Source organism: Stenotrophomonas sp. STK17_22 (assembly GCF_051983905.1).
Classification (GTDB): Bacteria; Pseudomonadota; Gammaproteobacteria; order Xanthomonadales; family Xanthomonadaceae; genus Stenotrophomonas; species Stenotrophomonas maltophilia_A.
Map to the genome: position 1 here is coordinate 4,851,754 of NZ_CP197010.1, position 13,532 is coordinate 4,865,285.

15 protein-coding genes are annotated in these 13,532 nt (G+C 66.1%); 9 read left to right on the top strand and 6 right to left on the bottom strand.

Annotation, left to right across the window (positions count from 1 at the left end):
• Positions 1–9 precede the first annotated feature (9 nt).
• Entirely contained in the window at positions 10–258 is a 249-nt protein-coding gene (locus ACSYS9_RS22585; RefSeq protein WP_049422925.1) for a hypothetical protein, read from the bottom strand.
• A gap of 182 nt (positions 259–440) precedes the next feature.
• Here ACSYS9_RS22585 and ACSYS9_RS22590 point away from each other — a divergent pair, with 182 nt between their 5' ends.
• From ACSYS9_RS22590 to ACSYS9_RS22600, 3 genes are all read left to right on the top strand, one after another.
• A complete protein-coding gene (locus tag ACSYS9_RS22590) occupies positions 441–935 on the top strand; it encodes a lipocalin family protein (protein ID WP_071227682.1) in 495 nt (164 codons plus the stop codon).
• Between the two features lie 13 nt (positions 936–948).
• Entirely contained in the window at positions 949–2,154 is a 1,206-nt protein-coding gene (locus ACSYS9_RS22595; protein WP_071227683.1) for an NAD(P)/FAD-dependent oxidoreductase, read from the top strand.
• Positions 2,155–2,280: 126 nt separating this feature from the next.
• Entirely contained in the window at positions 2,281–2,763 is a 483-nt protein-coding gene (locus ACSYS9_RS22600) for a hypothetical protein (protein WP_049400799.1), read from the top strand.
• Positions 2,764–2,890: 127 nt separating this feature from the next.
• Here the strand turns inward: ACSYS9_RS22600 and ACSYS9_RS22605 are convergent, their stop codons facing one another.
• A complete protein-coding gene (locus ACSYS9_RS22605; RefSeq protein WP_032127132.1) occupies positions 2,891–3,325 on the bottom strand; it encodes a PepSY domain-containing protein in 435 nt (144 codons plus the stop codon).
• A gap of 151 nt (positions 3,326–3,476) precedes the next feature.
• Between ACSYS9_RS22605 and ACSYS9_RS22610 the strand changes: the two genes are divergently transcribed.
• The 3 genes from ACSYS9_RS22610 to ACSYS9_RS22620 are packed head-to-tail and all read left to right on the top strand — an operon-like array spanning position 3,477 to position 5,742.
• Positions 3,477–3,767, top strand: a complete 291-nt coding sequence (locus ACSYS9_RS22610) for a PepSY domain-containing protein (protein ID WP_071227684.1) — start codon at positions 3,477–3,479, stop codon at positions 3,765–3,767.
• Positions 3,767–4,426 carry a response regulator transcription factor gene (locus tag ACSYS9_RS22615; protein ID WP_071227685.1) on the top strand — a complete coding sequence of 220 codons (660 nt, stop codon included), beginning with the start codon at positions 3,767–3,769 and terminating at the stop codon, positions 4,424–4,426. Before ACSYS9_RS22610 ends, ACSYS9_RS22615 begins: the two co-directional genes overlap by 1 nt.
• Entirely contained in the window at positions 4,423–5,742 is a 1,320-nt protein-coding gene (locus ACSYS9_RS22620) for a sensor histidine kinase (RefSeq protein WP_071227686.1), read from the top strand. The genes ACSYS9_RS22615 and ACSYS9_RS22620 overlap by 4 nt, the downstream gene beginning before the upstream one ends.
• A gap of 570 nt (positions 5,743–6,312) precedes the next feature.
• Here ACSYS9_RS22620 and ACSYS9_RS22625 read toward each other — a convergent pair.
• Both ACSYS9_RS22625 and speA read right to left on the bottom strand, forming a co-directional pair.
• On the bottom strand, positions 6,313–6,633 hold the full coding sequence (locus ACSYS9_RS22625; protein WP_005411369.1) for a DUF6122 family protein: 321 nt from the start codon (positions 6,631–6,633) through the stop codon (positions 6,313–6,315).
• 43 nt (positions 6,634–6,676) lie between these two features.
• A complete protein-coding gene (gene speA / locus ACSYS9_RS22630) occupies positions 6,677–8,566 on the bottom strand; it encodes an arginine decarboxylase (RefSeq protein WP_012512349.1) in 1,890 nt (629 codons plus the stop codon).
• Between the two features lie 191 nt (positions 8,567–8,757).
• On the opposite strand from speA, the gene speE reads away from it, so the two are divergent.
• On the top strand, positions 8,758–9,609 hold the full coding sequence (speE, locus tag ACSYS9_RS22635; RefSeq protein WP_005411371.1) for a polyamine aminopropyltransferase: 852 nt from the start codon (positions 8,758–8,760) through the stop codon (positions 9,607–9,609).
• Between the two features lie 118 nt (positions 9,610–9,727).
• Here speE and ACSYS9_RS22640 read toward each other — a convergent pair whose 3' ends face one another.
• Entirely contained in the window at positions 9,728–10,633 is a 906-nt protein-coding gene (locus ACSYS9_RS22640) for an aspartyl/asparaginyl beta-hydroxylase domain-containing protein (RefSeq protein ID WP_029550749.1), read from the bottom strand.
• Between the two features lie 436 nt (positions 10,634–11,069).
• On the opposite strand from ACSYS9_RS22640, the gene ACSYS9_RS22645 reads away from it, so the two are divergent.
• Both ACSYS9_RS22645 and ACSYS9_RS22650 read left to right on the top strand, forming a co-directional pair.
• Positions 11,070–11,729, top strand: coding sequence for an RIO1 family regulatory kinase/ATPase domain-containing protein (locus tag ACSYS9_RS22645; RefSeq protein WP_032127129.1), 660 nt, complete (start codon positions 11,070–11,072; stop codon positions 11,727–11,729).
• Between the two features lie 322 nt (positions 11,730–12,051).
• The gene (locus ACSYS9_RS22650; RefSeq protein WP_228355044.1) at positions 12,052–13,014 is read left to right on the top strand and encodes an IS110 family transposase; all 963 of its coding nucleotides are present in this window, start codon (positions 12,052–12,054) and stop codon (positions 13,012–13,014) included.
• Positions 13,015–13,085: 71 nt separating this feature from the next.
• On the opposite strand, the gene ACSYS9_RS22655 is transcribed toward ACSYS9_RS22650, so the two are convergent.
• Positions 13,086–13,424: a P-II family nitrogen regulator gene (locus tag ACSYS9_RS22655; protein ID WP_071227687.1), complete on the bottom strand. Its 339-nt coding sequence runs from the start codon at positions 13,422–13,424 to the stop codon at positions 13,086–13,088.
• Positions 13,425–13,532 lie beyond the last annotated feature (108 nt).

Below are 13,532 nucleotides of genomic sequence, written 5' to 3' on the forward strand. Positions count from 1 at the left end.
CGTCGAGCATCAGTACTTCAGCCGCAGCTCTTCCACGGCCGGCTGCTGCAGCGCGTACCAGTCCTGGAACTCTTCCTCGGTAATCTCATCGGGCGCATATACCGCCACCGGGTGCCAGTCGTGGTCGGTCGGCAGCGGCTGGCGCGGGCCGGCACGCAGGCTGTAGGCCACGCCTTCGTAGTCGACCAGGTCATCGACCTGCGGCCACTGTTCGCGTGCGAACGCGGATTCACTCTTCAACAGGATCACCTGGTACATCGGCACCTCCACCTCGGTTGGATCAGGAAAACACGGCGCTGGCAGCAGGATACCGCCACGCCGGTGACAACGGGCGCTCCGCCGGGGCGACGGAACGTTCTGGACACGGCCATCGCCCCGGCTTCACCCGCCCATGGCAAGGCCATCGGCATCGTGGAGGCCCACCCCTGCCACGACTGCCGATGACCGAGCACCCGCCGCTGAAGACCGTTGCCGACCTCAAGCTGCCCCGCTACCTGGGTACCTGGTACGAGATCGCACGCCTGCCGATGCGCCATGAACCGGAAGGCTGCACCGACGTGTCGGCGCACTACACCCTGCTCGACAACGGCAACGTCGGCGTCACCAACCGCTGCCGTATGGACGGCGAGATCGAGGAAGCCACCGGCGAGGCCTGCGCCGTCGACAACGACAGCGCGCGCCTGGAAGTGAGCTTCCTGCCCAAGGGCCTGCGCTGGTTGCCGTTCGCCAAGGGCGATTACTGGGTGATCCAGGTCGCGCCGGACTACAGCGTGGCACTGGTCGGCAGCCCCGATCGCAAGTACCTGTGGCTGCTGGCCCGCGAACCGCAGCTGGACGCTACCGTGCAGGACCATTATCTGGCGGCCGCCCGCCTGCAGGGCTTCGATCTGTCCGAACTGATCCAGACCCCGCATACCGGCCGTCCTACCGCCTGAGCAGCACACGGCGATGGACCTGAAGAGCGGTTACCCCTGGTGGGCGGTACGCAATGGATTGATCCAGGCGTTTCCGCCATTGGAAAAGGACCTGCGCTGCGACGTACTGGTGGTCGGTGGCGGCATCACCGGTGCGCTGATTGCCGACGAACTGTCCCGGCATGGCCACGACGTGGCGGTGATCGAGCAGCGTGACATCGGCTGGGGCAGCACCGCTGCCAGCACCGCCCTGTTGCAGTACGAGATCGATACCCACCTGCTGGAACTGACCGAGCGCTATGGCCAAGACGCCGCCGCGCTGGCTTACCGGGCCTGTGCGGAGGCGATTCCGGCACTGGGCGATGTGGCACGCGGGCTGGATGTCGACTTCCAGCGCATGGACAGCCTGTACCTGGCCAGCCGCCATCGCGACGTGCCGCGCCTGATGGCCGAAGGTGAGGCACGGCGCGGAATCGGCCTGGATGCCCGCTGGCTGGGCCCGGAGGCACTGCGGAAGCGCTTCGACGTGGACGCCGGCGGTGCCCTGCTCACGCGCCAGGCGGCGCGGGTCGATCCCTATCGCCTGACCTATGGGTTGCTGCAGCGCGTGCGCCGGCGCGGCGGCCAGGTGCATGATCGCACGGTGCTGCACACGCTCACTCCCTCCGCACGCGGCGTGAGCGCCCTCACCGAGGGCGGCGCCACGATTCACGCCCGCCATGTGGTGCTGGCAATGGGCTACGCCAACCAGACGTGGCTGCAGCAGCGCGTCGCACGTAACCGCAGCAGCTACGCCTTCATCACCGACCCGATCGATGCGGACGTGCTCGGCCGCCTGCGCAACACGATGGTGTGGGAGAGCGCACGCCCGTACCTGTACCTGCGCGCCACCGGCGACCGCCGCCTGCTCGTGGGGGGGCTGGACGACGCCATCGACATTCCCGCCCGCCGCGATCGGCGCGTAGAGCGCAAGGCCGACAAGCTGATGAAACAGCTCCAGCACTGGTTCCCGCGGCTGGATCCGGTGCCCGCCTTCTCCTGGGCCGGCACCTTCGCCGAAACCGCCGACGGCCTGCCTTTCTTCGGCCCGCACGATCAGTGGGGGCCACGGGTGCATTTCGCCATGGCCTACGGCGGCAACGGCATCACTTATTCGATGATCGGCGCCCAGCTGCTGCGGGCCCGGATCGAGCGGCGCAGGCATGCGCTGGAAGGGCTGTTCGGGTTCGGGCGGTTGTGACCTGCAGCCAGGCATGGCCTGGCTCTACCCCAATCCGGCGCCGACAGGCATCATTCAAGCAACCCCTGCTAGCGTCGGCCTGTACCGCCGCGTGTTGCGTGGCCACCTGTCCGCTGGAGCGCCGTCATGATCCGCCCCCTGACCCTGCTGCTGTGCCTGGCCCTGCCGGGAACCGTGCTGGCCCAGTCCGCCGCTGGCGCCACCGCGCCGCAGGCCGCCGGCCTGGACCTGACGCTGCCGCAGGCGCCGATGCGCTACCTCAACGACCCGGCCCTGCAGCAGGACCCGCCGGGCACGTACTACGGTGACAAGAGCGGCCCGCGCGTGCACGACGACGCGAAGATCGCCGACGTCACCGACGACAAGGTCAAAGTGTCCGGCAGCTTCACCACCGGCATCGGCTATTCCAAGAACGGTGGCAACAGCCACTACAACGCCGCCACGCTGAACCTGAGCAAGAACTACACCACCGATGAGGGCAAGACCCACGGGGTCAACGTCAACATCCACGTGAGCGAAGGCAAGGGCCCGGGCTTCTACGGCCCGTACGGCGGCTACTACGGCCGCGGCCCGGGCTACTGGGATTACCCGCCGCCGTTTGGCTGGTAAGCGCCGCGTCGGGCCTGGGCCGACCAGGGTCGGCCGCTACCGCTGCGTACGCTTGGTAGGTGTCGACCTTGGTCGACACGCTTTCTCCTCGTGTGCCGGCCAAGGTCGGCATCTACCAGAGCCTGCATCAATCCAGCCAGCCATCGCGCTCGCTGTGCAGGATGCGGCCGTCATAGCCGCTCAGGCGCACGTCCACCTTCTGGTTGCGGGCATTGCGGGCTTCCAGCGACCAGGTCGCACCATCGCGTTCCAGCGAATGGATCTCGCGCAGGCCATGCGCCTGTGCCCGTGCCAGCACCTGCTCGGTGGTCAACAGCGCGCGGCCGCTGTGCTCGTCGAAGATCTCGCCGGTCTTGGGGTCAACGTAGACCTCGCTGAAGCGGCCATCGGCGCGGCTCACGTCAGCCTCCCACAGGCCATCATCGCGTTCGATCTCATGGATCTGGGTGTAGCCGGCCTTGCGCAGGGTCTGTTCGACCTGGGCCATGCCCAGCGGTGCAGCCTGTGCGGCCGGTGCGATGGCCAGCAGAGCAACAGTGGCGAGGGTGAGCGACTTCAACATGGGGGTTCTCCTGTTCGTGTTCGTGGCCGGACCATCCCGGCAACGCCACAATGCGCCCCGTGGTTAACAGCTCCTTAGCCGGCACTGTTAGCCAGCTGTTAGTCAGCCCCGGCACACTCACGCCTGTTCCTACAGCCCGCCCTGCGCCCCGATGCTCTCCACCCTGCCCCTGCTGCTGGCCCTGGCCAGCGCCCCGACCACCGCCGCGCCGGCACAGGACCCGGCGCAGCAGGTCGCGCGCCGCGCCGTGCAGCAGGGCCGCTACGTACCGTTGGAAAGCGTGGTGCGCGATGCGCTCAAGCGCTTTCCGGGCCAGCTGCTGGAAGTGGAGCTGGACGACGGTGTCTACGAAGTGGAGATTCTGCGCGGCGACGGCGTGGTAGTGGAGCTGGACTATGATGCGCGCAGCGGAAAGCTGCTGAAGACGGAGCTCGACGACTGATGCGCATCCTGTTGGCCGAAGACGATGCCGCGCTGGCACAGCGCCTGCTGCCCCTGCTGGAGCAGGCGGGCTACGTGGTGCACGTGGTTGCCGACGGCCGCCAGGCCGAGGAGATCGGTCAGATCGAAGACCTGCAGGCCGCCATCGTCGACCTGGGCCTGCCCGGATTGGACGGACTGAGCGTGATCGAGCGCTGGCGCGGCAACGGCCGCAGCTTTCCGGTGCTGGTGCTGACCGCACGCGGGCGCTGGCACGACAAGCTGGCTGGGTTCGATGCCGGTGCCGATGACTATCTCACCAAGCCGTTCCAGGCCGACGAACTGGTGCTGCGCCTGCGCGCCCTGATCCGCCGCAGCCACGGCCACGCCAGCCCGCGCCTGCACTGCGGCCCGCTGCAGCTGGACGTCAACGCCGGCCGCTTCGAGCTGGATGGGCAGGCGCTGCCCCTCAGTCCGCAGGAGTTCCGCCTGCTCAGCTATTTCATCCACCACAGCGGGCAGGTGATCGGCCGGGATCGGCTGGGCGAACAGGTGTTCGACGGCGGCCATGACCCGGATTCCAACGCACTGGACGTGCTGCTCGGACGCGTGCGCCGCAAGCTCGGCAGCGACCTGATCCAGACCGTGCGCGGCCAGGGCTGGCGGCTGGCCGCGCCATGAACCGGCAACCGTCGTTGCGGCGGCGCCTGCTGCTGGCGGGTGGCGTCGGCCTGCTGCTGGTCTCGCTGCTGGCCAGTGCGCTGCTGGGCGAACTGTTCAAGCGCAGCGCGCGCGACCGCCTCGATCACGAACTGCAGCAGGACATGCTGACCCTGCTGGCGCAGGCCGAAGTGGACCCGGAAGGACAGCTGCGCCTGCGCCAGGAGCCCAATGACGCACGCTTCCAGCGCGTGTTCTCCGGGGCCTATTGGCAGATCGCCGGTGCCGATGGCCGCGTGCTGCTGCAGTCGCGCTCGCTGTGGGATGAAACCCTGCCGGCGCCGGCTGCCGGGCCGGCCACGCGCAATCTGCCCGGACCGCTGCAGCAATCCCTGCGTGCACGCGTGCAGCAGGTGCGCCTGCCGCGCGCCAGCGAACCGTTCGTGGCCGTGGTTGCCACCGATCGCAGCGCGCTGGATGCAGACGTTGCCGCGTTCCGCCAGCGTACTGCCATCGCGCTGGGTGTGTTGGTCGCGGCGTGGCTGGCGGTGCTGGCCAGCCAGGTGCACTTCGGATTGCGTCCATTGCATCGCCTCGGTGCACAGCTGGAACGGGTGCGGCGCGGCGACGCGCAGCGCATCGATACACGGAGGTTGGGTGCGGAGGTCGCACCGCTGGGCGAGGAGCTCAACGCGTTGCTGGAGCATCAGCAACGCATGGTCGCGCGCGCGCGCACCAGTGCACAGGATCTGGCGCATGCGCTGAAAACCCCGCTGAGCGTGCTGGCCACTGAGGCCGACGGCGACGGCGCGGACTGGCGCGCCACCGTACGCGAGCAGAGTGCGCGTATGCAGGCCAGTGTCGACCGTTACCTGGCTGCAGGACTGGCTGCCGACCATCGCCAGCGCACCGACGTGGCGGCCGTCGCACAGGCGATGTGCCGGCTGATGGCACGCGTGCATGGCGAACGTGGCATCACGTTCACGGCGGCTGGTATCGATCCGGCGCTGCAGTTCGCCGGTGCCGGTGCGGACCTGGAGGAAATGCTGGGCAATCTGCTGGACAACGCCGGACGTTGGGCACGGCAGCAGGTCCACGTCAGCGCGGAACCCGACGACGGCCAGTTGCGCATCGAAGTACGTGACGACGGCCCTGGCCTGGCTGCGGACGCCCTGGAACGGGTCACCCAGCGCGGCGTGCGGCTGGATGAGCGCGAGGGCAGCAGTGGGCTGGGGTTGGCGATTGTCGGGGATATCGCCGCCAGTTATGGCGGACGCGTGGCGCTGGAAAATGCGCAGCCCGGCCTGCGTGCGACGTTGTGGTTGCCGGTGGCGTGAGGCGGCCAACCTGACGGCGGGTAGTGCCGGCCGCTGGCCGGCAACCACGTGATCAACGGGAACACCGTTCGCCGTGCATCCGGTAGGTGTCGACCTTGGTCGACACGCATCAAAAGCGCCGACCAAGGTCGGCATCTACCAAAGCAGTGCATCGGTTCCGTCGGCCATCGTGCACCCGGTAGGTGTCGACCTTGGCCAACCCAACGGCGGGTAGTGCCGGCCGCTGGCCGGCAACCACGTGATCACCGGGAACGCCGTTCGCCGTGGACCCGGTAGGTGTCGACCTTGGTCGACACGCATCAAAAGCGCCGACCAAGGTCGGCATCTACCAAAGCAGTGCATCGGTTCCGTCGGCCATCGTGCATCCGGTAGGTGTCGACCTTGGCCAACCCAACGGCCGGCTCTACCAAGCGCCAACCCTACCGGTCGCCGTGCTTCCGGTAGGTATCGACCTTGGTCGACACGCATCAAAAGCGCCGACCAAGGTCGGCATCTACCAAAGCAGTGCATCAGTTCCCTCGGCCATCGCGCCCCCGGTAGGTGTCGACCTTGGCCGACACGCACCCAGCATCAACGGTGATGCATCCACCAGCAATCAATCGCGTCCAGCACGATGTGGATGATCAAACCGATACCGAACAACCGCGTTTTCTTCGGCACGCACAGCCCGGCATAGACCGCAATCGCCGGTGCGGTGTGCAGCGGGTGGAACCCGATGCTGCAGCGGTTCGGTGCATAGATCGGATCGGCCAGCAGATGGTCCAGATCGATGATCCAGCCCAGCAGCATCAGCAGCCACGCCGAGGCGAAGCGCTTGCGCCAGAACAGCCATGCCAGCAGGGCTGGCACGGCGGCATGCAGGAACAGGTGGAAGATCGCGCGCGCGCTCATCGGGGCCGGTAGCGCCGGGCCGTGCCCGGCGTTCCCGTTGACCTCAGACCAGCGGTTCGTCGGACAGGTAGGTGTAACCGGTCAGGCCGGCTTCCAGCGCCTCCGACAGCTCCTGCGCACGTTCCGGCGACAGCTGCGCCTCGGCCACGCGCTGCGCATAGGTGGCGCGCAGTTCGTCCAGGCGGTAACCCACGTAATCCAGCATCACGTCGGTGGTGTCACCACGGCGCTGCTGGGTGATGGCATAGCCATCGGCATCGGCCAGCACTTCCACCGCATCGGTATCGCCGAAAAGGTTGTGGATGTCGCCCAGGATTTCCTGGTAGGCGCCAACCATGAAGAAGCCGATGCGGTAGCTCTCGCCCGGCTTCATCTTGTGCAGCGGCAGCGAGCTGTCCAGGCTCTCGTTCTCGACATAGGTTTCCACCATGCCGTCCGAGTCGCAGGTCATGTCGGCGATGATGCCGCGGCGGTCCGGGGTTTCGTCCAGGCGCTCGATCGGCACGATCGGGAACACCTGGTCGATCGCCCACACGTCCGGGATCGATTCGAACACGCTGAAGTTGACGAAATACTTGTCGACCAGGCGCTCGTTCAGTTCGTCCAGCACCGGGCGATGGCTCTTCTCGTCATAGCTCAGGCGCGCACGCACGCCATGGGCGATGGCGTAGAACAGATCGTCGATGCGCGCACGCTGCGGCAGGTCGATCTGGCCCAGCGCGTAGCTGGCCAGGCCTTCGGCGTGGAAGTGCTGTGCTTCCTGGAACAGTTCCACCGCCGGACGCACGTCCAGCTCGTCGTGGATCTCGCGCAGGTGGCGGATCGCCGCCGGCTCGTCGTCGTGCTGGTCCGGCACGCGGCCTTCCTGCGCCTCTTCCACCTCCGACACGTTGGCGATCAGCACCGCGTGGTGCGCGGTCATCGCGCGGCCGCACTCGGTAACGATGCGCGGCGGGGTCAGGCCGAACTCTTCGCAGGCATTGGCCAGCGGCTGCACGATGTTGCTGGCGTAGGAATGCAGGCCGTAGTTGATCGAGCAGAAGCTGCGCGAACGGGTGCCTTCATAGTCCACGCCCAGGCCACCGCCCACATCGACGTGGGTGATCTTCGCGCCCAGGCGCGACAGCTCCACGAAGTAGCGGGTGGCTTCGCGCATGCCGTTGGCGATGTCGCGCACGTTGGAGATCTGCGAACCCATGTGGAAGTGCAGCAGGTTCAGGCAGTCGGCGTACTCGGTGTCACGCAGCGACTTCCACAGGTCCAGCAGCTGGCGCGGGGACAGGCCGAACTTGGCCTTGTCGCCACCGCTGTTCTGCCACTTGCCGGCGCCCAGCGAGGCCAGGCGCATGCGCACGCCCAGGCCCGGCTTCACGTCCAGCGCCTTGGACTCTTCCAGCACCAGCTTCAGCTCGGACGGCTTCTCGATGACGATGAAGGTCTGCAGGCCCAGCTTGCGGCCGATCAGGGCCAGGCGGATGTACTCGCGGTCCTTGTATCCGTTGCAGACGATCAGGCCACCCGGGCGCGACAGCGCCAGCACGGCCATCAGCTCGGGCTTGCTGCCTGCTTCCAGGCCGAAGCCTTCGCCGTGGTGGCTGGCCAGGGTGCCGGCCACGCCACGGGTCTGGTTGACCTTGATCGGGTACACGGCGGTGTAGCCACCGCTGTACTCCCAGTCCTGCTGGGCCTGGCCGAAGGCCGCCTGCAGCTTGCCCAGGCGCTGGCCGAGGATGTCCGGGAAGCGCACCAGCAGCGGCAGCTTGGCACCGGCCGCGCGCGCCGCATCGACCACCTTGGGCAGCGACACCACCGGGCCGTCCGCCCCGGTCGGTCTCACCACCATGTGCCCGGCCTGATCCACGTCGAAGTAACCGTCCGCCCAATGCGGGATCGAGTAGGTCTTGCGGGCTTGGTCGAGGGACCAATCGGTCATTTCAGTCGGCCTTGTTGGCAATAAAAGGGGGGGCATGATAACGCCTATATGCCCACAGGTTCGTTATCATGCGCGCCCGCGCCCGTGACAGGTTCCAACCTGAACGGGCCGATCCGTCCGGATGTGGCATCTGTGCCACGCGGCCCCGCCCGCCAGCCCGGCTCCACCCCTCCGAACAGGACTGTTTTCCAATGACTGACAGCAACAACTGGTACATCGAACACTTCGAGCGCACCGGCTCGGCCATCGGCTACCGCATTACCGGCAAGCTGGACGAGGTGCAGTCGCCGTTCCAGAAGATCGAGATCTTCCAGACCACCGACTGGGGCAACCTGATGACCATCGACGGGGCCATCATGCTGACCAGCAAGGACAACTTCTTCTACCACGAGATGATCAGCCACCCGGTGCTGTTCACCCACGCCGCGCCCAAGCGCGTGGTGATCATCGGTGGCGGCGACTGCGGCACCCTGCGCGAAGTGCTCAAGCACACCGGCGTGGAGAGCGTGACCCAGTGCGACATCGACGAGCAGGTCACGGTGATGGCGCGCAAGCACTTCCCGGAACTGTGCGACTCCAACGACGACGCCCGCGCCGAGCTGCTGTTCGACGACGGCGTGGCCTACATGGCCAACTGCCCGGCCGGCAGCGTGGACGTGGTGATCGTCGATTCGACCGACCCGGTCGGCCCGGGTGAAGGCCTGTTCAACAAGGCCTTCTACGAGAGCTGCTTCAAGGCCCTGAAGGACGACGGCATCCTGGTGCAGCAGTCCGAGTCGCCGCTGATGCAGCTGGAGCTGATCAACGAAATGCGCACCGAGATGGGCAAGGCCGGCTTCGGCTCGTTCAAGACCCTGCCGTTCCCGCAGCCGTGCTACCCCACCGGCTGGTGGAGCGTGACCATGGCGCGCAAGGGCGACAGCAGCTTCGACTTCCGCCAGGCCGACTCGGCTGCCAAGACCTTCAACACCCTGTACTACACCGCCGCGCTGCACACCGGCGTGCTGGTGACCCCGCCGTTCGTGCAGGCTGCATTGAAGTAATGCGTGCCGACCAACGGTCGGCACCCAACGATGCAAAAGAAAAACCCGCGCTGGCGACAGCGCGGGTTTTTTCATGTTCCGGTAGTGCCGGCCGCTGGCCGGCAACCTCATGTAACGATCAAAGCGCCCAGATACCGGCGATCACCGCCACCACCAGGCCCCACTTGATGACCTGGTAAGCCACCACGCTGCGCTCACGCAGTGCCTTGGCCTTCAGGCGCACCTTGTAGACGCTGCCAAAGGCCTTGTTGACGCCACCGGTCGGGTCACCCGGCAGGTTCGGCGAGGCACCACCGGCCAGCAGCGTGGCCGCCACCGCGCGGTTGAACAGGCCCGGCAGGCCGAAGCGCAGCGGGCGGGCGATGTCACAGAACAGGATCACGCGATCATCGGGCGTCTCGTTATGCGCATGGTGGATGTAGGTCTCGTCGAACATCATCCACTCGCCATCGCGCCAGCTCTTCTTGATGCCGTCCACTTCGATGTAGCAGCCGTCATTGTTCGGCGTGGCCAGGCCCAGATGCAGGCGCAGCGAACCGGCGAACGGGTCGCGGTGCGGGCGCAGCTCGCTGCCCGACGGCAGCTGCGCGAACATCGCCGCACGCACGTCCGGCAGCGACTCCAGCAGCGCCGTTGTCTTCGGGCACATTGCCTTCGCCGACGGGTGCGACGGGCCATACCACTTCAGGTAGAAGCGCTTCCAGCCACGGCGGAAGAACGAGTTGAAGCCGGCATCGTTGAACGTGCTGGAGGCGGCGATCTTCTGTGCATCGCGCAGCGCCAGCGCCTCGTCGCGGATCATCTGCCAGTTCTGGCGCAGCGGCTCCAGCTGCGGGAATTCCTTGGCCGGGTCCAGGAACGGCGTGGTCGGCACCTTCGAGAACATGTACATGACCACGTTGATCGGGGCCATGAAACTGGAGTGGTCCAGCAGCTGGCGCGACCAGCGCGCGCGGACCTTGCCACGGAAGTGGATGTACAGCACGCAGGCGACGAACAGCGCTGCAATGACGATTTTGATGATCAAAACACTTTCCTCCAGCCGCAGCCGGAACGGGAATCAGGGCGATGCACGGCCGGACGGCCAGCACCGGTGGGGACCGCGGCAGGGGACGGGGACGTGCCAGGAAGGGGCGGCCGCCGATGTCGCGAATTAACAGCTTATGGTCGGCAGGCCGTGCGTCGGGGTCAAGCTGGACGTGCGTGACGTTCAGCGGGCCGCGGATGAAGGAAGCAGAGCGAAATGCAACCTATTGATTCTGAAAGAACCACCGGCCAAGTGAGACAGAATTGTCCGATTGGGCGCGACGAACTGTTCCAGCCACGACCCCGACATTTCTCCGACAAATCGTGGAATAGCGAACTGGCGAGTACTAAAATTAACGAAAACTTAGTAACTCCCTGTAACACCGGTTCGCTTGACGCTTTGCGCCACCCACCGGGTCGTCCGAGACCCCGACATGTATCTTCCTGCTCTCCCCCCCTCCTCCTGCGGCGATGACGCCGCCACCCCGCTGCTGCTCAAGCGCGGCGAACGCTTCCTGGCCCCCGACGTCTACCGTACCTGCCTGGACGGGCGCGAGGCGGTCATCAAGGACTATTCCCGCTACCGCGGAACTCCCGTTTCACTGATCGCGCGGCTGATGGTGCGCCGTGAGGCCCGCATGCTGCAGCGCCTCGGCGGCTGGAAGCATGCCCCCGCGCTGCTCGGCACCCTCGGTGGCCTGGCGCTGGGCATGGAGTTCATTCCCGGCCAGACCCTGAGCACCGCACAGGCCGTTGGCAATGAAGTATTCGAGCAGCTGCAGCACGCGCTCAGCCGCCTGCACGCCGCCGGCATCACACACAACGACCTGCATGGCACCAACGTGGTGGTCAGCAGCGGCGTACCGGTGCTGCTGGACTTCACCTCGGCCTGGCGGGCCCCACGTTGGCTGCGCCGCAACCCGCTGAGCCGGCAGATGCGCCGCAGCGACATGAAGAACCTGCTGAAGATCCGCCAGCGCGTAACCGGCCAGGCGCCAAGTGCCGCGCAGGCCGCACTGGTGGCCGACCCGGGTTGGGTAGCGGCTGTGCGGCAGGGCTGGAAGCGGTTCTACAAGTGGGCGAAGCGGCGGTAAGCGCTTTGCTTTGATAGGGATCGAGCTTGCTCGACCGCTTTACCGCTCTTTGTAGAGTCGAGCTTGCTCGACTGAAGCGCAGAGCAGTCGAGCAAGCTTGTATGTTCCTCCCGGCTCCTACGCGGTATGTAGGAGCCAGGGTGGAGGGACCGTCAAGCATGCATCTGCGGATACTAGCCGACAGACGAGTCGAGCGATCCCCATCCCGCACACGAACGTCGATAAAGGATCGTACGGCCCCCAAAGGGGATCGTCGATGTAGGCAAGCTAACGTCGGTGCGGTACCACCCCAGCCCCTTAAAGATAGCTGGGAGCCGTACAAATGTCTGATTCTCTCGATATTGGCGTGGACGTGGACTCCAAGGAGTTCGTACCGGCAGTGGCCGACCGCAAGGCCGGCGACAGGATCGCCAACACCCGGGCCGGCATAGCCCAGTGGCTCAACACCTTGCCCCAGCGATGCCGGATTGGCATGGAGGCGACGGGGCGGTACTACGAGTTGTTGGCTCGGATGGCTGGCCAGGCAGGCCACGTTGTCTATGTGATCAATCCACGTCTGATCAAGCACTACGGCCGGGCGACGGGCTCGCGTGGCAAGACGGACGCCATGGACGCCGAAGCGATCGCCCGGTACGTGAAGAAGGAGAACGATCGCCTGCGTGAATACGTACCGCGTACCGATGAGCAGCAGCAGATGCACGATTTGCTGCGCAAGCGGCAGACGCTGGTAAAGACACGCGCGCGCCTGGAGCAATCCTTCGGGGTAAGCAAAAGTGCCCCCGGGGAGCTGTCAGATCTGTTCTGCGCTCTGGCTGGGACGCTGTCCGAGCTGGAAAGCGAACTGCAGCGCTTGGGTCGCGATGGAGAGCATGGCGCGCTCTACAAGCGCCTGTTGACCATCCCTGGTATCGGCCCTGCCGTCGCCGCTCACCTGATTTACTACATGACGCGCTGGCCGTTGGCCAACGCCAACGCGTGGATCGCCTGCACGGGCCTGGATCCCCGGCCTAACGAGTCTGGCGGCAGAACGGGACGGCGTCGGCTGTCCAAACAGGGCGCGCCAGTGCTGCGCCAGATGCTCTACATGGCCGCAATGGGGCTCAAGCGGTGTCGCCAGGGGCAACCGCTCTACGACGAGCTGTCAAAACGCGGTCACCCCAGCACCGCCGTCTTCAACATCCTGGCCAGAAAGCTGGCCAGGATCGCCTGGGGTGTCTTCAAAAGCGGCCGGGACTTCGATCCGGCCATGCTGAAGGTGGGTCAAGCCTGCTTCCAGCAGGCTTGACCACGAACATAGGATCTCGACTCTACAAAGAGCTAGCCGAGCATCGGCTCTACAACATCCCGCCGAACGGGTTACAACGCGTCCGCGTCCAGCTCACCGGTACGAATACGCATCACGCTGCCCAGGTCGTACACGAACACCTTGCCGTCACCAATCTTGCCGGTGCCGGCGGCCTTCACGATGGCCTCAACCACGGCCTCAACCTGGTCATCGGTCACTGCCACTTCCAGCTTTACCTTCGGCAGGAAATCGACCACATACTCCGCGCCGCGGTACAGCTCGGTATGGCCCTTCTGGCGACCAAAGCCCTTCACTTCCGTCACCGTGATCCCGGTAACCCCACGCTCGGCCAGCGCTTCGCGCACGTCGTCGAGCTTGAACGGCTTGATCACCGCCATGACCATCTTCATCGTCTATCTCCTGTCTTCCGGCGTGGAGGATAGCGCCTGAACGCGGCCCGTGCGAAGCCGCTGCCGCCTGTCCGGGCGATGGGTGCCAGCAGTATCCTTGTGCCCGAA